The sequence below is a fragment of the Asanoa sp. NPDC049573 genome (assembly GCF_040676615.1).
Lineage (GTDB): Bacteria > Actinomycetota > Actinomycetes > Mycobacteriales > Micromonosporaceae > Asanoa.
Genome location: NZ_JBFAPI010000003.1, coordinates 204,376 through 224,018 on the forward strand (window position 1 = coordinate 204,376; position 19,643 = coordinate 224,018).

The 19,643-nt window shown below is 70.8% G+C and carries 21 protein-coding genes and 4 tRNA genes; 23 read left to right on the forward strand and 2 right to left on the reverse strand.

Going from position 1 to position 19,643, the window contains the following annotated elements; all coding sequences use genetic code 11:
- Positions 1-40 precede the first annotated feature (40 nt).
- The 9 genes from AB0J74_RS07855 to AB0J74_RS07895 all read left to right on the forward strand — a co-directional run bounded on the left by AB0J74_RS07855 (position 41) and on the right by AB0J74_RS07895 (position 9,285).
- Positions 41-565 (forward strand): NADH-quinone oxidoreductase subunit I, encoded by a 525-nt coding sequence (locus AB0J74_RS07855; RefSeq protein ID WP_363445843.1) that lies wholly within the window; start codon positions 41-43, stop codon positions 563-565.
- Positions 562-1,065, forward strand: a complete 504-nt coding sequence (locus AB0J74_RS07860; RefSeq protein WP_363445845.1) for an NADH-quinone oxidoreductase subunit J — start codon at positions 562-564, stop codon at positions 1,063-1,065. Before AB0J74_RS07855 ends, AB0J74_RS07860 begins: the two co-directional genes overlap by 4 nt.
- Positions 1,062-1,406, forward strand: a complete 345-nt coding sequence (gene nuoK, locus AB0J74_RS07865; protein WP_363445847.1) for an NADH-quinone oxidoreductase subunit NuoK — start codon at positions 1,062-1,064, stop codon at positions 1,404-1,406. Before AB0J74_RS07860 ends, nuoK begins: the two co-directional genes overlap by 4 nt.
- Positions 1,403-3,262, forward strand: a complete 1,860-nt coding sequence (locus AB0J74_RS07870) for an NADH-quinone oxidoreductase subunit L (RefSeq protein WP_363445848.1) — start codon at positions 1,403-1,405, stop codon at positions 3,260-3,262. Before nuoK ends, AB0J74_RS07870 begins: the two co-directional genes overlap by 4 nt.
- Positions 3,259-4,788: an NADH-quinone oxidoreductase subunit M gene (locus tag AB0J74_RS07875; RefSeq protein ID WP_363445850.1), complete on the forward strand. Its 1,530-nt coding sequence runs from the start codon at positions 3,259-3,261 to the stop codon at positions 4,786-4,788. Before AB0J74_RS07870 ends, AB0J74_RS07875 begins: the two co-directional genes overlap by 4 nt.
- The gene (locus AB0J74_RS07880; protein ID WP_363445852.1) at positions 4,785-6,263 is read left to right on the forward strand and encodes an NADH-quinone oxidoreductase subunit N; all 1,479 of its coding nucleotides are present in this window, start codon (positions 4,785-4,787) and stop codon (positions 6,261-6,263) included. Before AB0J74_RS07875 ends, AB0J74_RS07880 begins: the two co-directional genes overlap by 4 nt.
- Positions 6,260-6,889: a class I SAM-dependent methyltransferase gene (locus AB0J74_RS07885; RefSeq protein WP_363445854.1), complete on the forward strand. Its 630-nt coding sequence runs from the start codon at positions 6,260-6,262 to the stop codon at positions 6,887-6,889. The genes AB0J74_RS07880 and AB0J74_RS07885 overlap by 4 nt, the downstream gene beginning before the upstream one ends.
- Before the next feature lie 163 nt (positions 6,890-7,052).
- Positions 7,053-7,934 (forward strand): zinc metalloprotease HtpX, encoded by an 882-nt coding sequence (gene htpX, locus AB0J74_RS07890; RefSeq protein WP_363445855.1) that lies wholly within the window; start codon positions 7,053-7,055, stop codon positions 7,932-7,934.
- 91 nt (positions 7,935-8,025) lie between these two features.
- Entirely contained in the window at positions 8,026-9,285 is a 1,260-nt protein-coding gene (locus tag AB0J74_RS07895; RefSeq protein ID WP_363445856.1) for an MFS transporter, read from the forward strand.
- A 939-nt stretch (positions 9,286-10,224) separates the two neighbouring features.
- On the opposite strand, the gene AB0J74_RS07900 is transcribed toward AB0J74_RS07895, so the two are convergent.
- Positions 10,225-10,722 (reverse strand): YajQ family cyclic di-GMP-binding protein, encoded by a 498-nt coding sequence (locus AB0J74_RS07900; protein ID WP_363445858.1) that lies wholly within the window; start codon positions 10,720-10,722, stop codon positions 10,225-10,227.
- A 146-nt stretch (positions 10,723-10,868) separates the two neighbouring features.
- Here AB0J74_RS07900 and AB0J74_RS07905 point away from each other — a divergent pair.
- Positions 10,869-10,949 (forward strand) — tRNA-Tyr (locus AB0J74_RS07905).
- 146 nt (positions 10,950-11,095) lie between these two features.
- A complete protein-coding gene (locus tag AB0J74_RS07910) occupies positions 11,096-11,521 on the forward strand; it encodes a VOC family protein (protein ID WP_363445860.1) in 426 nt (141 codons plus the stop codon).
- A 69-nt stretch (positions 11,522-11,590) separates the two neighbouring features.
- Here AB0J74_RS07910 and AB0J74_RS07915 read toward each other — a convergent pair whose 3' ends face one another.
- Positions 11,591-12,049, reverse strand: a complete 459-nt coding sequence (locus tag AB0J74_RS07915) for a HEAT repeat domain-containing protein (protein ID WP_363445862.1) — start codon at positions 12,047-12,049, stop codon at positions 11,591-11,593.
- A gap of 211 nt (positions 12,050-12,260) precedes the next feature.
- Here AB0J74_RS07915 and AB0J74_RS07920 point away from each other — a divergent pair, with 211 nt between their 5' ends.
- From AB0J74_RS07920 to rplA, 12 genes are all read left to right on the forward strand, one after another.
- Positions 12,261-12,458: a hypothetical protein gene (locus AB0J74_RS07920; protein ID WP_363445864.1), complete on the forward strand. Its 198-nt coding sequence runs from the start codon at positions 12,261-12,263 to the stop codon at positions 12,456-12,458.
- A gap of 40 nt (positions 12,459-12,498) precedes the next feature.
- On the forward strand, positions 12,499-15,045 hold the full coding sequence (locus AB0J74_RS07925) for a sensor domain-containing phosphodiesterase (protein WP_363445866.1): 2,547 nt from the start codon (positions 12,499-12,501) through the stop codon (positions 15,043-15,045).
- A gap of 92 nt (positions 15,046-15,137) precedes the next feature.
- Positions 15,138-15,210 (forward strand) — tRNA-Thr (locus AB0J74_RS07930).
- A gap of 13 nt (positions 15,211-15,223) precedes the next feature.
- Positions 15,224-15,296, forward strand: a tRNA-Met gene (locus AB0J74_RS07935).
- Between the two features lie 105 nt (positions 15,297-15,401).
- Positions 15,402-15,569 (forward strand): 50S ribosomal protein L33, encoded by a 168-nt coding sequence (gene rpmG / locus AB0J74_RS07940; protein WP_030436491.1) that lies wholly within the window; start codon positions 15,402-15,404, stop codon positions 15,567-15,569.
- A 119-nt stretch (positions 15,570-15,688) separates the two neighbouring features.
- The gene (locus AB0J74_RS07945; protein WP_363445868.1) at positions 15,689-16,135 is read left to right on the forward strand and encodes a MaoC family dehydratase N-terminal domain-containing protein; all 447 of its coding nucleotides are present in this window, start codon (positions 15,689-15,691) and stop codon (positions 16,133-16,135) included.
- A 4-nt stretch (positions 16,136-16,139) separates the two neighbouring features.
- Entirely contained in the window at positions 16,140-16,541 is a 402-nt protein-coding gene (locus AB0J74_RS07950; protein ID WP_363445870.1) for a MaoC family dehydratase, read from the forward strand.
- Between the two features lie 81 nt (positions 16,542-16,622).
- Positions 16,623-16,695: transfer RNA gene (locus AB0J74_RS07955), tRNA-Trp, on the forward strand.
- A gap of 122 nt (positions 16,696-16,817) precedes the next feature.
- Entirely contained in the window at positions 16,818-17,201 is a 384-nt protein-coding gene (gene secE / locus AB0J74_RS07960) for a preprotein translocase subunit SecE (RefSeq protein ID WP_363445872.1), read from the forward strand.
- Positions 17,202-17,257: 56 nt separating this feature from the next.
- Complete coding sequence (nusG, locus tag AB0J74_RS07965) at positions 17,258-18,007, forward strand: transcription termination/antitermination protein NusG (RefSeq protein WP_363446590.1); 750 nt, start codon at positions 17,258-17,260, stop codon at positions 18,005-18,007.
- Positions 18,008-18,111: 104 nt separating this feature from the next.
- Positions 18,112-18,543, forward strand: a complete 432-nt coding sequence (rplK, locus tag AB0J74_RS07970) for a 50S ribosomal protein L11 (RefSeq protein WP_363445874.1) — start codon at positions 18,112-18,114, stop codon at positions 18,541-18,543.
- 62 nt (positions 18,544-18,605) lie between these two features.
- Positions 18,606-19,319 carry a 50S ribosomal protein L1 gene (gene rplA / locus AB0J74_RS07975; RefSeq protein WP_363445876.1) on the forward strand — a complete coding sequence of 238 codons (714 nt, stop codon included), beginning with the start codon at positions 18,606-18,608 and terminating at the stop codon, positions 19,317-19,319.
- Positions 19,320-19,643: the final 324 nt, after the last annotated feature.

Consider the following 19,643-nt stretch of genomic DNA (forward strand, 5'->3'; position numbering starts at 1 on the left):
GCTCTCGCGCTCGGCGCCGGTTAGCGGCAGGATGTGAGGCATGGGAGTGCCGGGCGAAGGGCTGGCGAAAGGGCTGGCCGTCACGCTGAAGACGATGACCCGCCGTTCGCACACCCACCAATACCCAGACGTGGCCCCTGACCTGCCGCCGCGGTCGCGGGGAGTGATCGCGCTGCTCGCCGAGAACTGCACGGTGTGCATGCTCTGCGCGCGCGAGTGCCCCGACTGGTGCATCTACATCGACTCGCACAAGGAAGAGGTCGTCGTCCCCGGCGCGGCGCGGCCGCGGCAGCGCAACGTGCTCGACCGGTTCGACATCGACTTCTCATTGTGCATGTACTGCGGAATCTGCATCGAGGCGTGCCCGTTCGACGCGCTCTTCTGGTCACCCGAGTTCGAATACGCCGAATACGACATCCGCAACCTGCTCCACGACAAGGAGCACCTCGGCGAGTGGATGGCGACGGTTCCGGCGCCGCCGGCCCACGATCCCAACGGTGAGCCGGCCAAGGAGGAGGCGACCGCGGCCAAGCGCGCCGACAGCGAACCGAGGGCGCCGAGGTGACCGCGGCCGACCTGCTGCTGCTCGCCCTCGGGGCGGTGGCGGTGGGATCCGGCGTCCTCGTGGTGACCACCGACCAGCTCGTCCGGGCCGGCCTCTACCTCGTCGTCTGCCTGGGCGCGGTCGCCGGTCTCTACCTGATCCTCACCGCCGAGCTGGTCGCCTGGGTCCAGGTGCTGATCTACGTCGGCGCCGTCGTGGTACTGCTGCTCTTCGCCGTCATGCTGACCCGCGCGCCGATCGGCCGTTCGCCCGACCTCAACCGACGCGGCCTGCCGGCCGCGCTGATCGGCGGCGGTGCCGGCCTCGGCCTCGCGGCGCTGTTCGCCGACGCGTTCCGCTGGTCGGCCGTCGACCTGCCGGCCGCCGGCACGGCCGAGAGCCTCGGCACCGAGCTGTTCCGCTCCTGGGTGCTGCCGTTCGAGGTGCTCTCGGTGCTGCTGCTGGCGGCGCTCGTCGGCGCCATCATCGTCTCCCGCCCCGACATCGGGAGCCGGCCGTGAGACCGGTCATCCCCTACGTCACCGCGGCGCTGCTCTTCGGCGCCGGCGTCTACGGCGTGCTCCGCCGGCGCAACGCGGTGCTGGTGCTGATGGCGGTCGAGCTGATGCTCAACGCGGTCAACCTGATCCTGGTCACCGCCGACACCACGGTCCGCGCGGCGCTGCCGCACGGAGGCCAGGTCTTCGCGTTGTTCGTCATCGTGCTGGCCGCCGCCGAGGTCGGCGTCGGGCTGGCCATCGTGCTCCAGCTCTACCGGCTGCGGGCCAGCGTCGCCGTCGACACCGTGCGGCTCGACGCGGCACCGGCCAGCGAGCTCGACGAGCCCCGGGTGCCCTCATGAGCCTTGACGTGTTGGGGCCGCTGCTGCCGCTCCTGCCGCTGGCGGCGGCCCTTTCCGGTTTCGTCGTGCCGCTGCGGTCCCGCACCGCGGCCGCTTCGCTCGGCATCGCCGGCGCCGGCGGCGCGCTCGTGGTGGCGATCGTGCTCGCCGTCCGGGTCGACGAGCCGTTCGAGACGGTCGTCCAGTGGGTCCAGTTCGGCGACCTGTCGGTCACCGCGGGCGTGCGCATCGACCAGGCCGCGAGCCTGGTCGCCGTGGCGGTCGGCGTGGTCGCGCTGGCCGTCCAGGTCTACTCGACGGCCTACCTGCACGACGACGACCGCTACCCGCCCTACGCGGCACAGATCAGCCTGTTCACCGCCGCGATGCTGCTCGTGGTGGTCTCCGGCGACCTGATCCTGCTGCTGGTCGGCTGGGAGGTCATGGGCATCTGCTCCTACCTCCTGATCGGCCACGACCGCACGCTGCCCGGCGCGCCCGCCGCGGCGGTCAAGGCGTTCCTGGTGACCCGGGTCGGCGACGTCGGTTTCCTGCTCGGCATCGTGCTGCTGGGCGTCAACTCCGGCAGCTTCTGGATCACCCAGGTGCTGGCCGGGCTGCCCGCCCTGCCGGCCGCCACGGTGACCGCCACGGCGCTGCTGCTGCTCGCCGGCGTGGCCGGCAAGAGCGCCCAGTTCCCGCTGCACACCTGGTTGCCCGACGCGATGGCCGGCCCGACACCGATCTCCGCGTTGATCCACGCGGCCACCATGGTCGCGGCCGGGATCTACGTGGTGACCCGGCTCTACCCGGTGTTCGTGCTGGGCGAGCCGTCGCTGGTCGTGCTCGGCGTGCTCGCGGCGATCACCGTGCTGCTCGGCGCGCTGGCCGCGACCGCGCAAGACGACATCAAGCGGGTGCTGGCCTGGTCGACGGTGTCGCAGATCGGCTACATGGCCGCCGCTTTGGCGGTCGGTGCACCGGCGGTCGCGCTGTTCCACCTGCTCACCCACGCGGCGTTCAAGGCGCTGCTGTTCCTCGGCGCCGGCTCGGTGATCCACGCGGTCGGCAGCAACTCGATGTCGGCGATGGGCGGGCTGCGGCGGCGCATGCCGGGCACCTTCTGGTCGATGACGATCGGGCTCGGCGCGCTGGTCGGGCTGCCGCCGCTGGCCGGCTTCTGGAGCAAGGACGCGGTGCTGCACGCGGCGTCGACGGCCGACGCGGGCTGGCTGCCCTGGCTCGTCTACAGCGTCGGCGCGGTCGGCGTGCTGGTCACCGCCTGGTACGCGGGCCGGCTGTGGCTGCGCACCTTCTTCGGCGCCGCCCGCTCGCCGGGTGCCGAGACGGCGCACGAGCCGCCCTGGCCGATGGCGGTGCCGGTGCTCGCGCTGGCCGTGCCGAGCGCGTTGCTCGGCCTGCTGGCGTTCAGCGACGGCTTCGGCGAGCGCCTGACGCTGTTCGTGGTCGACCTGCCGGAGGTGGAGTTGGCCCACCTCGGCGCCGAGACGGCCGTGCCGCTGGCCGCCCTGCTGCTCGGGCTGGTGCTGGTGTGGGCGCTGTGGCGGCGCGACACCGCACTCGACCCGGCGCGCTTCCTCGGCCCGCTGCGGCCGACCTTCGACAACGCGTTCTGGCTCGACACCGTGCAGGACCGGCTGGTCGTCCGCCCGGTGGTCGCGCTGGCCCGCCGGGTGGCGGTGGCCGACCAGCAGGTGGTCGACGGCGCGGTCGAGAGCACCGGCCAGGGCACCGTCGACGCGGGCGACCGGCTGGCTGCCTGGCACCGGTCCGGGCTGCCCCGCGCGGCGACCGCGCTGCTGGCCGGCGTCCTGCTGCTCGGCCTCGCCGCCGCCCTCTACGGGAGTGCGACATGAGCCAGTCAGCCCTGGTCGCGGTGCTCGCCCTGCCGGCGCTGGGCGCCGTCTTCGCCGCGCTGCTGCCCGACCGGGCCGCCCGGCTCGCCGGCACCGGGTTCGCCGCGCTGGCGTTGGTGGCCAGCGTGCTGCTCGGCCTCGCGGGGCACACCGGCGGGTGGTTCTCCTACCAGCCGGCCGGGTCGGGCGCGCCACCGATCGTGCCGTGGACCTCGGTCGACGCGTCCTGGGTGCCCGGGCTCGACCTGCGACTGCACTTCGGTGTCGACGGCGTCTCGTACCCCCTCGTGGTGTTGACGACGCTGTTGACCCTGCTCTGCTGCCTCTACACGATCTGGCACGTGCCCGGCGGCGGCGGGCGCGGCGGCACCCTGGTCGCGCTGCTGCTCGTCGTCGAGGTCGGCATGCTGGGCACGTTCCTCGCGCTCGACCTGGTGCTCTTCTTCGTGTTCTTCGAGGTCGTGCTGCTGCCGATGTACGCGATCATCGCCGGCTGGGGCGGCGAGCAGCGCCGGCACGCGGCCCGCAAGTTCGCGCTCTACACGCTGTTCGGCTCGGTGCTCCTGCTGGTCGGCGTGTTCACCGTGGTGGCCGCCGCCGGCACCGCCGACCTGGTCACGCTGACCTCGGGCGCGGTCACCCTGTCGCGCACCACCCAACTCGCGGCGTTCACGCTGCTGGCCATCGCGTTCGCGGTGAAAAGTCCACTGTGGCCGCTGCACACCTGGCTGCCCGACGCGCACACCCAGGCGCCGACGGTGGGCAGCGTGCTCCTGGCCGGGGTCCTGCTGAAGATGGGCACCTACGGGCTGATCCGGGTGGCCGTCGGCGTGGCGCCAGCGGGTGCCCGTTGGGCGGCGCCGCTGCTCGGCACGTTGGCGGTCGCGGCGATCCTGGTCGGCTGCCTGGTCTGCCTCGCGCAGACCGAGCTCAAGCGACTGATCGCCTATTCCAGCGTCGGCCACATGGGCTTCGTGCTGCTCGGTGTGGCCACTTTGACCGCCACCGGCATCCAGGCCGCGCTGATCGGCAATGTCGCGCACGGCATCATCACCGGCCTGCTGTTCTTCCTGGCCGGCGCGGTCAAGGACCGGTTCCACACGGGCGACCTGGCGGTGCTCGGCGGGCTGCGCGAGCGCTCGCCGTGGCTGTCCGGGCTGCTGGCGTTCGCGGCCATCGCCTCGCTGGGCCTGCCCGGCCTCGCCGGCTTCTGGGGTGAGGCGTTCGCGGTGGTCGCGGCGTTCGAGCGGGGCGGCGGCGGTTGGCTGACGCTGGGCGTGCTGGCCGCGGTCGGCGGCGCGCTGACGGCGGCCTACTTCCTGCGCCTGCTCCGCCGGGTCACCCACGGGCCCGCATCGCCCGCGGTCGAGGCTGTCGCGCCGCCGGCGCTGCGGATCAGCGGCATGGAGTTGGTGGCCTGGTCGCCGCTGGTGATCCTGGCCCTGCTCGTCGGCCTGGTGCCGGCGCTGGTCCTGGGCCTCTCCGAGACCCCGGTGCAGTCGCTGGTCGAGGCGGTGACCCGGTGACCCAGTCGGTCGACCACGTGGCTTTGCTGCCGGCCTACCTGGCCGCCGGCACCGCGGTGCTGGTGCTGCTGGCCGATCTGTTCGTGGGGCGGCGCGCCGCTCCGGTCGCGACCGCCGTAGCGGGTGCGGTCGCGACCGGGGTGGTCGCGATCGTGGTCGGCGCCGGCCCGACCCGGTCGACGTTCTGCGTTCCCGACGCCTGCTCCTATGTCGCCAACGGCCGGGCGGCCCTGATGGCGGCGGTGTTCGCGTTCCTGACGGCCGGCGTGGTCGCGCTGTCGGTGCCGCTGCTGCGGGCCGGCGTCGCACCGGCGGGCGAATACTGCTTCCTGCTGGCGTGCTCGATGACCGGCGGTGTGGTGCTCGGCGCGGCCGGCGACCTGATCACGCTGATCGTCGCGCTGGAAACCCTGACCCTGCCGCTCTACGTGCTGGTCGGCCTGCGCCGCCAGACGATGGAGAGCGCGGCGGCCGCGGTCACCTTCTTCGTGGTCAGCGTGGTGGCCACGGCGGTCTCGCTGCTGGGCGCGGCGCTGCTCTACGCGGTGACCGGCCGCCTGCACCTGACCCTGCTGGCCCCGGCGCTGACCGGCGACGTCAGTCTGGCCGGCAACGACCCGGTCCGCGCCCTCGACCTGCCGCTGACCTCGGTCGGCATCGCTCTGCTGCTGCTCGGGCTGGCGTTCAAGGTGGCGGCCGTGCCGTTCCACGCCTGGGCACCGCCGACCTACGACGGCGCGCCGCTGCCGGTGGCGGCCTACCTGTCGACGGCCTCGAAGCTCGGCGGCGTGGTCGCGATCCTGGCGGTGGTGACCGTGGCGCTGCCGCCGGGCGTCACCGGCCCGCTGCTGGCCACCCTCGCGGTGCTGACCATGACCGTCGGCAACCTGGTGGCCCTCCGGCAGATCCGGATGACCCGGCTGCTGGCGTGGTCGTCGGTCGCGCAGGCGGGTTACATCTTGGCGCCGCTGGGCGCGCTGGCGGTCGCCGACGGCCCCGACGTGTCGACCGCGGTGACGGCGTCGGTGGCTTACGCGATCTTCTTCGTGGTGCTCGAGATCGGAGCGTTCGCCGCCGTGGTCGCCCTGCGCGGGCCCGGTGCCGACGGCGGGCGCATCGACGCCTACTACGGCGCCGCGCGCCGGCACCGCTGGGTCGGCGCGGCCCTCGCGCTGGCGCTGATCGGCCTGGCCGGGCTGCCGCCGGGCCTGGCCGGCCTGTTCGCGAAGGTGGCGGTCGTCCGCTCCCTGCTCACCGCGTCGTCCGGCTGGCTGGCCGTGGTGGTCGCCCTCAACGCGGTGATCGGCCTGGCCTACTACGTGCGGGTGGCCGCGATCCTCTACGCGCCCGACCCGCTGGCCCGCCCGGCCCGCGCCGTGCCCTGGCCGGTGGCCGGCGTGCTGCTGGTGGCCACGGCGGTCGCGCTGGCCGTCGGCTTCGCGCCGCAGTTGGTCCTCGACTGGGCGGGCCGGTGAGGCGGCGCGGGCACCCGTGGTTCGCCCGGGTCTACGAGCGCGCCAGCGTCGCGATGGACGCGGCCGGCGGGTTCGCGCACCGGCGCGCGTTGGTCGCCGGCCTGGCCGGCCGGGTGCTCGAGATCGGTGCCGGCAACGGCCGGATGTTCGTGCACTACCCGGCGTCGGTGACGGCGGTCGTAGCGATCGAGCCCGAGCCCCGGCTACGGGCGTCGGCGCTGGCCGCGGCGCGCGACGCGGCGGTCCCGATCGAGGTGGTCGAGGGCGTCGCCGAGTCGCTGCCCGCGGCCGACGGGACGTTCGACGCCGCGGTCGCCTCGCTGGTGCTCTGCTCCGTCCCGGACCAGCCCACCGCGCTGGCCGAGATCCACCGGGTGCTGCGGCCGGGCGGCGAACTCCGGTTCTTCGAGCACGTGCAGGGCACCGGCGCGCTCCGCCGGGTGCAGCGGGTGGTCGACGCCACCGTGTGGCCGCTGCTCTGCGCCGGGTGCCACACGGGCCGCGACACCCCGACGGCGATCACCGACGCCGGATTCGAGATCACGTCGTTGAGCCGGTTCCGGTTCCCACCGACCGGGCTGACCATGCCGGCGACGCCACACGTGCTCGGCCGCGCCTTCCGCTGAACCGTCGGCCTGCGTACCCGAAAAATCGGTCTTTCGGGCCGCAACCTCGCCGTCGGCGGGCCGCTTTCAGCGAATTCTCAGCGACTGCGGGCATCGTCGATGGGGAACGGGGTGTTGAACCGGACAGCGGGTTCACCCACCCGCGTTCTGAAGGAGGGACGCGTTGCACAGGCATTACAACGGCCTCAAGACGGCCGCACTACTAGGCCTGCTCACAGCGCTCATTCTCGGCATCGGCGTCGGCGTTGGTGGCGGCTCCGGCCTGGTCATCGCCGCGATCATCTCGCTCGCGGTCAACGCCGGCAGCTACTTCTGGTCCGACAAGATCGCCCTGCGGTCGATGCGGGCCCGACCGGTCAGCGAGGCTGAGTTCCCCGCGCTCTACCAGATGGTGCGCGAACTCGCCGCGGATGCCCGGCAGCCGATGCCCCGGCTCTACGTGAGCCCGACCCAGCAGCCCAACGCGTTCGCCACCGGCCGCAACCCGGCGCACGCGGCGGTCTGCGTCACCACCGGCATCACCCAGATCCTCGACTACCGCGAACTGCGGGCGGTGATCGGCCACGAGCTGTCGCACGTCTACAACCGCGACATCCTGATCTCCAGCGTGGCCGCCGCGCTGAGCAGCATCATCACGTTCCTGGCCTATCTGGCCTGGTTCGTGCCGATCGGCGGCGGTGACGACGACGACGGCCCCAACCCGCTCGTGTTCCTCGCGATGCTGGTCCTCGGCCCGCTGGCCGCGAGCATCATCCAGCTCGCGATCAGCCGCAACCGTGAGTTCCAGGCCGACGCCTCAGGTGCCGCGCTCAGCCGCGACCCGCTGGCCCTGGCCAGCGCGCTGCGCAAGATCGACCGGGGCGCGCGGCAGCTGCCGCTGCCGGCCGACAACCAGTTCACCACCACGGCGCACCTGATGATCGCCAACCCGCTCAACGCCGCCGGCGTGGCCAAGCTGTTCAGCACCCACCCGCCGATGGCCGAGCGGATCCGCCGGCTGGAGGAGATGTCCAACCGCCAGGTCGGGCCGGTGCAGTTCCAGTAACCCGCGTCACCTCGTAAACAAGTAGGCCGGAAGACCAGTCGACCGTTAGGTTCGGCTGGTCTTCCGGTCGTTACAGGGGTGGGGTTCGCAGGTGGCAGCGCTTCGGCAATACCTGGTGGTCTGGAGGATCCCGGGTGCACCGACGCTGTTCATCTTCGGCATCATCGGCCGCCTCGGCATCGGCATGACCCCGCTCGCGCTGCTGCTCGTCGTCGAAGACGTCACCGGTCGCTACTCGCTGGCCGGCGTGGCCGGCGCCATCTACGCGGTGGCGGGCGCGGTCCTCAGCCCGCTGGCCGGGCGGATCGCCGACCGGGTCGGCCCGACCCCGGTCCTGCTGGTCACCGCCGTGGCGCACCCCTTGGCCCTGCTGGCGCTGCTGCTCGCACACGGCCACGGCCTGGCCGTGATCTACGGCGCGACCGCGGTGGCCGGCGCGACCTACCCACCGATGAGCGCCGCGTTGCGCGGCGCGTGGAACGACGTGACCGCGCCGTCGACCGGCCGCTACCCGTTGCGCAACATCGCGCTCGCCGCCGAGACGGCCCTGTTCGAACTCGTCTTCGTGGTGGGCCCGCTGCTGGTCGCCGGCTTCGTGCTGGTCGCCGACGCCACCGCGGCCCTGGCCGGCGCCGGCATCGTCACCCTGGTCGGCACGGTGGTGGTGGCCCTCGGCCGGGTGATGCGCGGTTGGCAGCCGCATCCGAAGTCCGCGCACGCCAAGGGCCTCGGCCCCCTGCGGATCGGCGGCTTCCCGTCGCTGCTGTTCTGCGTCTTCGGCCTGGGCACCGCGTTCGGGGCGACCGGCATCACGGTGCCCGCGTTCGCGTCCGCTGAGGGCGTCGCCGACCCTGACAGCCTCGCCGGCGTCCTCCTGGCGGTCTGGGCGGTAGGCAGCGCGACCGGCGGTTTCTGGTTCGGCACCCGCAAGCTCCGTGACAACCTGACCCGCCAGTTCGCCGTGCTGCTGGGCCTGCTCGCAGCGACGTTCGCGGTCTTCGCGGTGATGCCGACCCCGACAGCGCTGGGCATCGCCCTGGTCTTCGGCGGCGTCGTGATCGCGCCGGCACTGACCCTGGAGAACACGATGGTCGGCCGGATCGCGCCGGGTTCGATGCTCAACGAGGCCTACACGTGGGTCGTCACCGTCTCGGTAGGCGCCTCAGCCTTCGGCGGCGCCGCCGCGGGCTGGCTGATCGACAAGGCCGGCGTCCCGTGGGCCTTCGTCTTCGCCGGCCTAGCGGTCGCCGCGGCCGCACTGGTCGCGGCGCCGGCAGGCGGCCCGATCGCCCGTTCGGAGAAAGCCGCGGCGGTACGCCTTGAAAGCGCCCTGACCCCAGACAGCGTGTAGCCCGCCCTTGCACCGCCGCGGGCACGGTTCCTGTCCTCGGCGCGACGCCCGGCGATGGTGTCTCCCGGGCCGCACATGTTTTGGCATGTAAGTACATGCCAAAACATGTATGGCCTTAAAGACACCGACGGGGCTGGGCCGCTATCGGTGGGATGTGGCGCTGACAGCGAGCAACAGCGGATGTCGCTCCCGTGCTCGGCGTCGCATCAGTCGGCGCAAGAGGCCTCGACAACCTTCGCAATTCCCACCCATCTCGGGGCGTGGGTGGTCGTCCTTGATCAGCACGGCGCTGGCCAGGGTCCCACGGACGCCACCGTGGCGCGGGAGTGTCAGGCCTGGTCCAAGCCTTCGAACCCTGCCGTAGCCGGTAGGCGCAATACCGTGCATCCCGGTTCGCAGCCCGAGCGGCGGGCCCGGCGGCCCGATCTTCGGCCGGCCCGCGCGGCCCGCCGCTCGGGCCAGGGTCGGCTCCGCCGTCGCGGCAGGCGCCGGTCGGGCGGGCTGAGGTGGGCTCCGCCGTGGTGGGCGGCCCTTGTCGAGTTGGCTGGGGTCGGCTCCGCCGTGGGCGGGCTTAGGTCGGCTCCGCCGTGGTGGGCGGCCCTTGTTGGGTTGGCTGGGGTCGGCTCCGCCGTGGCGGCCGTGCGCCGGTGGGGTCGGGCCGAGATCGGCTCCGCCGCGGCGGGCGGGCATTGGCCGGGCGGGCTGAGGTCGGCCCGCCGTGGCGGCCGGGCATTGGCCGGGCGAGCTGAGGTCGGCTCCGCCGTGGTGGGCGGGCGTTCGTCGGGCGGTCGAGGTCAGCCGCGCCGTAGGAGGCGTTGGTTGGGCCGCCCTGCGGGCCGCCGGTCAAGATTGTGTGCCGCGGACCTGGCAGCGAAGCGGAGCGAGCGGTGCCCGGCGGGAGCAGCGGTCGTGCCCCCGACGGACCCGGGTCGATCTGGTTCAGCGGTAGTTCGTGAACTGCAGGGCGACGCCGAAATCGCCGCCCTTGAGGAGGGTGATCACGGCCTGCAGGTCGTCTTTCTTCTTGCCGGTCACGCGGAGTTGGTCGCCCTGGATCTGGGCCTGTACGCCCTTCGGGCCCTCCTCGCGGATCTTCTTGCTGATCGCCTTCGCCTTGTCGGTGTCGATGCCCTGCACGATCTTGGCGTCGATCTTGAAGGTCTTGCCCGAGGCGCGCGGTTCGCCGGCGTCCAGCGACTTGAGCGAGATGTTGCGCTTGACCAGCTTCTCCTTGAACACGTCGAGCGCGGCTTTTACCCGCTCTTCGGTCTCGGCGGTGAGGTTGACGGCGCTCTCGCCGCCGGCCCAGGTGATCTCCGCCCCGGTGCCGCGGAAGTCGAAGCGCGTCGCAAGCTCTTTCTCCGTCTGCCGGACGGCGTTGTCGACCTCCTGCTGGTCGACCTTGCTGACGACATCGAAGGACGGGTTCGCTGCCATGATCATGCTCCTGCTCGGTGCGGTGTTCTGGCGATGTCGCGCCGGCACGGCAGGCGCGGACATGCCGACCGTACCCGGTTGCGTTCCGGGCCGGTGCTACCGCTATCCTTGCTTCCGCTGCCGCATCCAGTGCGGCGGCACGCCCTGGCGGGTTGCCCGAGCGGCCAATGGGAGCGGACTGTAAATCCGTCGCGAAAGCTACGAAGGTTCGAATCCTTCACCCGCCACAGGCACGATGCAACGGCCCCTGACCGGCTAAAACTCGGTCCGGGGCCGTTCTCGTCCGGTGTAGTGCGACCCGCTGCCGATAAGGCACCGAAAACCTCATTGGGAATCGCGTCGATAGGCGCCTGTGCGTGCCACGCTGATAGCCATGAATGGTCCTATGCCGGGTCAGGTCAACCTTGTCGTGGGTGACCTGTCGGCGAGTCTCGCGTTCTACCGGTTGCTCGGTTGGCACGCCGAGCCGACCGGGCCACATGTCGAGTTCGCGTTCCCCAACGGGATGAGCATCGAGCTCGACGAGGTCGAGTCGGTCCGGCTCTGGAACAGCGGCTCACCGCCCGCGCAGCCGGGCAGCGGGGTGATCAGCATCGGGCTCGGGAGCCGGGCCGAGGTCGACGCGCTCTGGCAGGAGATCGTCGACGCCGGGTACGAGAGCCGCCAGGTGCCGTTCGACGCGTTCTGGGGTGCCCGCTACGCGATCGTCGCCGACCCCGACGGGCACCAGATCGGGCTGATGAGCCCGAGCGACGACGCGCACCGGCAGTGGCCGCCGCGGCCGGCGCCTGTCAGCTGACCGACCGTATGCGCCATCCGCAAGAAAATGCATGTCTCCATCATCTAGATCAAACCCGCCGGTGGGCGGTCAGGCGCCGGCCGCGGTCACTGCGACGACTGCGCGCTGTGCCGCTGCGCGTACCTGGGGGATGGGGTCGTTTCGCAACATAGTCACGGCCGCTAATGCGTCGCCGATCCGATGGCGGGCGACGACCTTCGCGGCCATCTCCCGGACCCGCCACTCGCGGTCGTGCATGGCCCCGACAATCGTCGATGTCGCGCGGTCGTCCCAGGCCCATAACAACCCCCGCGCGGCCCAGACCCGGACCCAGTACCAGCGCGAAGATTCCGGCCCACCGTCGGCTGGATCGAGTGCCCACGATGCGGCCGGGCCACCGAGCACCAGGATGAGGGGCACGTCCCGGTCGTCGGCGCCGGTCAGCAGCGCCACGCAGCCATCGACCACGGCCGCCCGCCCGCGCCGCTCGCACTCGAACAGGACCCTTGCGCGCGGCGGTACGTCCACCGTTCGGGGTCGTCCGGTCATCCCCGGATTGTTCCTGTTGTACGCCGTAACGGTCAGGTTGGACTGGACAAATGCGACCGACCAAAGCAATGGTTAAGGTTGGCCTCATACGATTGGTTGGGTTTTCATCTGCCGATGGTTCGGGCCTGGCCAGATGCTCTGTGCGTCGCCATGCATGATGTGGCACCATCTCCTTACTCACCAAGCCACACTTCGCGACAGGAGCAGTCAGATGCGCGCACGCTTGTTCGGCCGTTGGGTCGGTCGGGCTGCGGTCTTCGTCGTTCTCGGGTTCGGCGCTCTGGTCGTTGGTGGGATCGCTTCTGCCGAGACCTACGTGGACCACGCCGGCGCAGACTCCGTCGCCCCCGCCGTCTCCCAGACGTTCAACGAAGCCGTGGTCGCCAGCCTTTCCTGGGACTGGGGCTGACGTAGCCGGCGCTGTTCTGGCGCCCAGACGAAGGCGTTAGATGGTGGCCGCTGCGCGTAACAACCTTCGACGCTCCGAGGATCTCGCCTGGCTCATCACCGGGCCCATGGGGCTGTTCGCCGTCCTGGTCACCCTCTTCCTCGCGTTCAACGAGAAGCCGTTCGCCGGCTCGTGGCTGCTCGGTCTGCTCTTCCTCGGGCTCTTTCTGCTCGTCGACCTTTCCCCGCTGGTGTTCCAGGTCCGCCGGCAGGCGTTCAAGGTCATCCTGACAGAGATCCCGACGGTTCTCGCGCTCTACTGGATCCCGCCGCTGACGCTGATCCTGGCCCGGGTCCTGGCGCTGCTGATCTCCCGGCAGGTCCGCCGGTCGACGCCGGTCAAGATGTGGTTCAACGGCGCGAGCAACGCCGCCGGCACCGCGTTCGCCTGCCTGATCGTCTTCACGCTCGGCCCGCTCCACGTCGAGGGCGCGCCGAAGGACGCCGGTCCGTATGAGTGGGCCGTGCTGGCGGTCGCCGTGGCCGGGATGGCCACGTTCACGCTGGCGGCCACCGTCGGCGTGATCACCCTGGTGCAGGGTCGCATTCCCAACCGGGTGTTGCTCCAGATCATCCTGCCCGGGTACGTGGTGTCCGGCATCAACATCACCACGGGCCTGATCACCCTCGTGATCTTCCAGCAGGGCCCCTGGGCCGTCCTGCTGCTGGCCGCCCTGGGCAGTTGCTTCGTAATCGCCTACCGGTCCTACACGCAGTTCGTCCGTCAACACCGCACGCTCAGTGAGATCTACGAGCTGACCCGGGCGATCGCCGACACACCACACAACGACACGCTGACCGACGTGCTCCTGCACCGGGTGCGCGCCCTGCTCCAGGTCGAATACGCCACGCTCTGGCTGCCGGCCCTGGGCCGCTACCCCGAAGTGCTGCTGACCGCCCGGGTCGACGACTCCGGGCTGGTCGACCTCACCGGCGTGCCCGAGGCGATCCGCCGGCAGGTCCGGGAGACCGGCGAGACGGTCGCGATCGGCCACAAGATCGGCGACGAGTCCCTGCGCCGGGTGTTGAACGCGGCCGGTTCCAAGGACGCGATCGTCGTCGCGCTGCGGGCCGGTGCCGCCGTGATCGGCACGCTCGAGGTGGCCAACCGCCTCGGCGAGTCGGCGACCCTCGGGCCGACCGACGCGCAGTTGCTGGAGACGGTGGCCGCGCACGCCGCCGTCGCGGTGGAGAATTCGCGGCTGGTGCAGCGGCTGCGGCACGACGCCTACCACGACTCGCTCACCGGGCTGGCCAACCGGCGCCGGATCACCGCCGCGATCGAAGAGTCGGTCGGCGTCGGCGCTCCCGGCGAGCACGTCGCCCTGCTCCTCTTCGACGTCGACCGGCTGCGTCAGGTCAACGAGTCGCTCGGCCACGGCGCCGGCGACCAGGTGTTGACCGAGGTTGCCCGGCGGTTGCGGGCCTGCGCGCCGTCCGGCGCGCTGGTCGGCCGGCTCGGCAGCGACGAGTTCGCGGTCACCCTCCGGGTCGACAGCGCCGAGGCCGCGCAGGCGCTGGCCGGCCGGATGCGCGAGCAGATCCGCGACCAGATGGGGTTCGGCTCGCTCACCCTCGACGTCGAGACCGCGGTCGGCATCGCCGTCTACCCCGACCACGGCAGCGATGCGGCAACGTTGCTGCAACGGGCCGACCTCGCGGCCACCGCGGCCAAGACGGTGCCGGGCAGCGTCCAGCTCTTCAACGCGGGCCTCGAGTCGCGGTCGGTGCGCCGGCTCGCGCTCGCCGGCGACCTGCGCGACGCGCTCGACAACGACCAGCTCGAGGTCTACTTCCAGCCCAAGGTGACGCTCACCGACCGCCGGCTGATCGGCGTCGAGTGCCTGGCCCGCTGGGAGCACCCGGTGCACGGCGCCGTGCCCCCGGAAGACTTCGTCGCGGTCGCCGAGCACACCGGGCAGCTCGCCAAGCTGACCGAGGCGGTGCTCAAGGAGGGTCTGCGGCGCTGCCGCGACTGGGCGGCCACCGACCACCCGCTGTCGATCTCGGTCAACCTGGCCGCCCGCACGTTGATCGACGCCGACTTCCCGACCCGGGTGCAGGAGCTGCTCGGCGAGTACGGCGTGGCGCCGCACCGGCTGACCTTCGAGATCAAGGAAGAGGGCGTCCTCGACGGCACCGACCGGCCGATGCCCACCCTGCGCCGGCTGCGCGACATCGGTGTCCGGTTGTCGGTCGACGACTTCGGCACCGGCTACTCGTCGCTGTCCTACCTGCGCCGGCTGCCCGTACACGAGGTCAAGGTGGACCGTTCGTTCGTGCAGGGTATGGCGACCGACCCGGCCGACCTGGCGATCGTCAACGCGGTCGTGACGCTGTCGCAGCAGTTCGGGCTGACGGTGGTCGCCGAGGGCGTCGAGAGCGAGCTGACCCTCGAGCTGCTGCAGGACATCGGCTGCGAGGTGGGGCAGGGCTTCCTGTTCAGCCGGCCGCTGCCCTACGAGCGGCTGGAGGCCTGGTTCTCGGCGCAGACCGAGGCCGAATCGACCGCCGCGGGTGAGGTCAGGCGGCTCCGCGCGGTGCCGTGAAAGCCGCCCTCACGACACCCGTATCCCGATTTCGTGGCCTGACAACAGCCGTGTACTCTTACCCCTGCGCGTCAGCGAGCTAGATCGCGCGCGCCCCCTTAGCTCAGTCGGCAGAGCGTCTCCATGGTAAGGAGAAGGTCTACGGTTCGATTCCGTAAGGGGGCTCTGTTCCACCCGCGGCGGTGTAGCTCAGTTGGCAGAGCAAGCGGCTCATAATCGCTGTGTCGCCGGTTCAAGTCCGGCCACCGCTACTTGTGATCCGGGCGCCGCTGGCGCCCGTTTTGCTGGATGACCGTGCCACCAGGTAGTCTGGTCGGCCGGTAGGTAGACACCCGTTTCGAGGAAGGCACCCCGCCGTGGCCAAGGCGACCGACGTCCGTCCCAAGATCACTTTGGCGTGCACGGAGTGCAAGGAGCGCAACTACATCACGCGGAAGAACCGGCGTAACGACCCGGACCGCATCGAGCTGAAGAAGTTCTGCCCGCGCGATGGCCGTCACACCGTGCACCGCGAGACGCGCTAACACCTGATCCGAGCTTTCACCGGCCGGCCCGCCTCTGGCGGTGCCGGCCGTTGTGCTGTCAACACATAGGCAACACCCGCCTACACCGCGTCGGCGCCGCCGCGTTCTACGATTCCTGCATGCCCCTGGACCCGTCGGCCGTCGGCCGCAGCTATCCGCCGACCCCGCCCTACCTGGTCGGTCGCGAGAAGATCCGCGAGTTCGCCAAGGCGATCGGAGCCACCGACCCGGCCTACCACGACCCCGAGGCGGCCCGGGCGCTCGGCTACGCCGACGTCATCGCGCCGCCCACCTTCCCGACCGTCGTGTCGTTCGCGTCCAACAACGCGGTCGTCGACGACCCCGACCTGGCGATCGACTACTCCCGGGTGGTGCACGGCGACCAGCGCTTCCAATACACCCGCCCGATCGTGGCCGGCGACGAGTTGGTCGGCCGCCAGGTGATCTCCGAGGTCATCTCGCGCGGTGGCCACGACTTCATCACCACGCGCACCGACATCACCGACGCCGCCGGCGAGCCCGTGGCCGTCGCCTGGTCGAAGCTCGTCATCCGCGGGGAGGGCTGACGCGATGGACCTGCCCACCAAGAAGTTCACCGTGACCCGGGCCGATCTGGTCCGCTACGCCGGCGCCTCGGGCGACTTCAACCCCATCCACTGGAGCGAGCGGTTCGCGACCAAAGTCGGCCTGCCGGGCGTTATCGCACACGGCATGCTCACCATGGCCCTCGTGGGCCGTGCGGTCACCGAGTGGGCCGGCGCGCCCGACGCCGTTGTCGACTACTCCGTCCGGTTCAGCCGGCCGGTTCCGGTCCCCGACGACGAGACCGGCACGGAGATCGAGGTCTCCGCCGAGGTCAAGAGCACCACCGACGAGGGTCACACCGTGCTGGCCATCACGGCGGTCTGCGCGGGGGAGAAAGTGCTCTCCCAGGCGCGCGCTACGGTCCGAACCACCCGGTTGGGAAAGTAGGTCCGCTACCCGTACACTGGTCCGCCGTGGGGTCCGTGACTCCTGCGACGCTGCTTGCGCTCGTAGGGTTGCAACCCGCAAAGGGGTGTAGCTCAATTGGCAGAGCAGCGGTCTCCAAAACCGCAGGCTGCAGGTTCAAGTCCTGTCACCCCTGCGCCTATGGCCTGACCGGCTTCCGAGGATTGCACCGCCGCGCAGCGCCCAACGGCGATGCCCGGCCCCACGGAGCCGCGAAGGTCGGCGTGACCGAGTTCCACGACCGCGACGGAGGGCGAAGTGGCCGAAAAAAATCGGCGCGACGACGAGTTCGCCGACGACCGCCTTGATGACGAGGCGTTCGACGACGCTGTCGACGACGACGCCACCGATGACGAGGACGAACCCGTATCCCGGGGCGGCACCGCGACGCGTTCGCGCGTAGCCAAGACCGGCGAGAGCACCAGCAAGCGCACCGAAACCGGCCGCGTGGGGTTCTTCGGGCGGATCGCCCGGTTCTTCCGCGAGGTGGTCGCGGAGCTGCGTAAGGTCATCTGGCCGACCCGCAAGGAACTGCTGACCTACACCGCGGTCGTCGTCGTATTCGTCGCGGTGATGCTGTCGATCGTGGCCGTCCTGGACTACGGGTTCGCCAAGGGCGTCCTCGCGGTCTTCGGCAACTGAGGCGACAAGCGACTTGGCCGGCGGCCCCGGCCACAAACAGACGGAAGTGAATGAGCGTGCCTGAGTACGACGAGACCGGCGAGATCATCGACGAGCAGTCGTCGGTGGCCACGGCGGACACCGACGGTTCGATCGAGGCCGCGACCGGCGACACCGAGACCAACGAGAGCGAGACCGGCGACGAGACCGCGCTGGTCGAGCCCGACGACGACTACGACCCGGTTGCCGAGCTTCGGCAGAAGCTGCGTTACGCGCCCGGCGACTGGTATGTCGTGCACTCCTACGCCGGCTACGAAAACAAGGTCAAGACCAACCTCGAGACCCGGATCACCAGCCTCGACATGGAGGAGTTCATCTTCCAGGTCGAAGTGCCGACCCGCGAAGAGGTCGAGGTCAAGAACGGCAAGCGGCTCCAGGTGCAGAACAAGGTCTTCCCGGGCTACATCCTGGTCCGGATGGACCTCAGCCCGGAGTCCTACTCCTGCGTGCGCAACACGCCTGGGGTGACCGGCTTCGTCGGCGCCACCGACCGGGCCGACCGGCCCGCGCCGCTGTCGCTCGACGAGGTGCTCAAGTGGCTGGCGCCCGCGGTCGAGACCGAGCAGACGAAGAAAACCAAGGTCGAGGTCAAGGTGCTCGACTTCGAGGTCGGCGACTCGGTGACGGTCACCGACGGCGCGTTCGCGTCACTGCCCGCGACGATCAGCGAGATCAACGCCGACCAGCAGAAGCTCAAGGTGCTCGTCTCGATCTTCGGTCGGGAGACGCCCGTCGAGCTCAACTTCAACCAGGTCGCGAAGATCTAAAACCGCTGAGTTACGCTTGTACGTCGGCCCGCCGGGGCCGCGCTTGACCGTGCGCGTGCCTTGGCACATCCCCGGCCGAGAGTCCATCAAGCCCAGGAAGAGACATGCCTCCGAAGAAGAAGCTCGTCAAGACCTTCACGCTGCAGCTGCCGGCGGGTCAGGCGACCCCCGCGCCGCCGGTTGGCCCCGCGCTGGGTCAGCACGGCGTCAACATCATGGAGTTCTGCAAGCAATACAACAAGGAGACCGAAGCCCAGCGCGGTGACATCGTGCCGGCGGAGATCAGCGTCTACGAAGACCGCACCTTCACCTTCGTGCTGAAGACCCCGCCCGCCGCCCGCCTGCTGATCAAGGCCGCTGGCGTGGCCAAGGGCTCCGGCACTCCGCAGTCGGCCAAGGTCGGCTCCGTGAGCCGCGACCAGCTGCGCGAGATCGCCGAGCGCAAGATGTCGGACCTCAACGCCAACGACATCGAGCACGCCCAGCGGATCATCGCCGGCACCGCCCGGTCGATGGGCATCACGGTCCGCGACTGACCTAGTTCGTGGGAGGGCCGCCGCAGACGGGGCCCGCCAACTACCACAGGAGATAGACAGAAATGACGCAGCGCAGCAAGAGCTACCGCAAGGCGGCGGAGCAGATCGATCGGGACAAGCTCTACACCCCGAGCGAGGCCGTCAAGCTCACCAAGGGCGCCACCACGGTCAAGTTCGACCCGACGGTCGAGGTCGCGATGCGCCTCGGCGTCGACCCCCGCAAGGCTGACCAGATGGTCCGCGGCACGGTCAACCTGCCGCACGGCACCGGCAAGACCGCCCGCGTGATCGTCTTCGCGGCCGGCGCCAAGGCCGACGAGGCCGTCGCCGCCGGCGCCGACGAGGTCGGCAGCGACGAGCTGGTCGCCCGCATCCAAGAGGGCTGGCTCGACTTCGACGCGGCGATCGCCACGCCGGACCAGATGGCCAAGATCGGCCGGATCGCGCGGATCCTGGGCCCGCGCGGCCTCATGCCGAACCCGAAGACCGGCACGGTCACCATGGACGTGACCAAGGCGGTCTCCGACATCAAGGGCGGCAAGATCACCTTCCGCGTCGACAAGCACTCCAACCTGCACCTGATCATCGGCAAGGCCTCCTTCTCGGAGGAGCAGCTGGTCGACAACTACGCCGCGGTCCTCGACGAGGTCCTCCGGGCCAAGCCGTCGGCCGCCAAGGGCAAATACCTCCGCAAGGTCGTCTTCACGACGACGATGGGCCCGGGCGTCCCGGTCGACCCCAACATCGTGAAGAACTTCCGCGACACCGAGGTCTGAGCTTCTGCGGGAAAAGCCCGTCACCCTTCGGGGTGGCGGGTTTTTCTTTGCTCGGGTCCGCGATGGGCACGACCGTCGCTCCCGCCAGGGAGGCCAGGTCCGCGTCGGGCGGGCCTGTTTGCTCGGGCCCGTCGCGGGCGCGGGTTGCTGGCGGCAGGGACGCGGGGCGTGGGTTGCTGGTGGCGGAGGCGCGGGGCGTGGGTTGTTGGCGGCAGGGACGCGGGGCGCGGGTTGCTGGTGGCGGAGGCGCGGGGCGTGGGTTGTTGGCGGCGGGGACGCGGGGCGCGGGTTGCTGGTGGCGGAGGCGCGGGGCGCGGGTTGTTG

What these genes read in the sequence shown, in the direction of transcription:
- AB0J74_RS07855 (WP_363445843.1), top strand. Translation starts at nt 41, where the DNA reads ATGGGAGTGCCGGGCGAAGGGCTGGCGAAAGGGCTGGCCGTCACGCTG.
- AB0J74_RS07870 (WP_363445848.1), top strand. Translation starts at nt 1,403, where the DNA reads ATGAGCCTTGACGTGTTGGGGCCGCTGCTGCCGCTCCTGCCGCTGGCG.
- AB0J74_RS07875 (WP_363445850.1), top strand. Translation starts at nt 3,259, where the DNA reads ATGAGCCAGTCAGCCCTGGTCGCGGTGCTCGCCCTGCCGGCGCTGGGC.
- AB0J74_RS07900 (WP_363445858.1), bottom strand. Translation starts at nt 10,722, where the DNA reads ATGGCAGCGAACCCGTCCTTCGATGTCGTCAGCAAGGTCGACCAGCAG.
- AB0J74_RS07910 (WP_363445860.1), top strand. Translation starts at nt 11,096, where the DNA reads ATGAATGGTCCTATGCCGGGTCAGGTCAACCTTGTCGTGGGTGACCTG.
- AB0J74_RS07915 (WP_363445862.1), bottom strand. Translation starts at nt 12,049, where the DNA reads ATGACCGGACGACCCCGAACGGTGGACGTACCGCCGCGCGCAAGGGTC.
- AB0J74_RS07920 (WP_363445864.1), top strand. Translation starts at nt 12,261, where the DNA reads ATGCGCGCACGCTTGTTCGGCCGTTGGGTCGGTCGGGCTGCGGTCTTC.
- AB0J74_RS07925 (WP_363445866.1), top strand. Translation starts at nt 12,499, where the DNA reads ATGGTGGCCGCTGCGCGTAACAACCTTCGACGCTCCGAGGATCTCGCC.
- AB0J74_RS07945 (WP_363445868.1), top strand. Translation starts at nt 15,689, where the DNA reads ATGCCCCTGGACCCGTCGGCCGTCGGCCGCAGCTATCCGCCGACCCCG.
- AB0J74_RS07950 (WP_363445870.1), top strand. Translation starts at nt 16,140, where the DNA reads ATGGACCTGCCCACCAAGAAGTTCACCGTGACCCGGGCCGATCTGGTC.
- rplK (WP_363445874.1), top strand. Translation starts at nt 18,112, where the DNA reads ATGCCTCCGAAGAAGAAGCTCGTCAAGACCTTCACGCTGCAGCTGCCG.
- rplA (WP_363445876.1), top strand. Translation starts at nt 18,606, where the DNA reads ATGACGCAGCGCAGCAAGAGCTACCGCAAGGCGGCGGAGCAGATCGAT.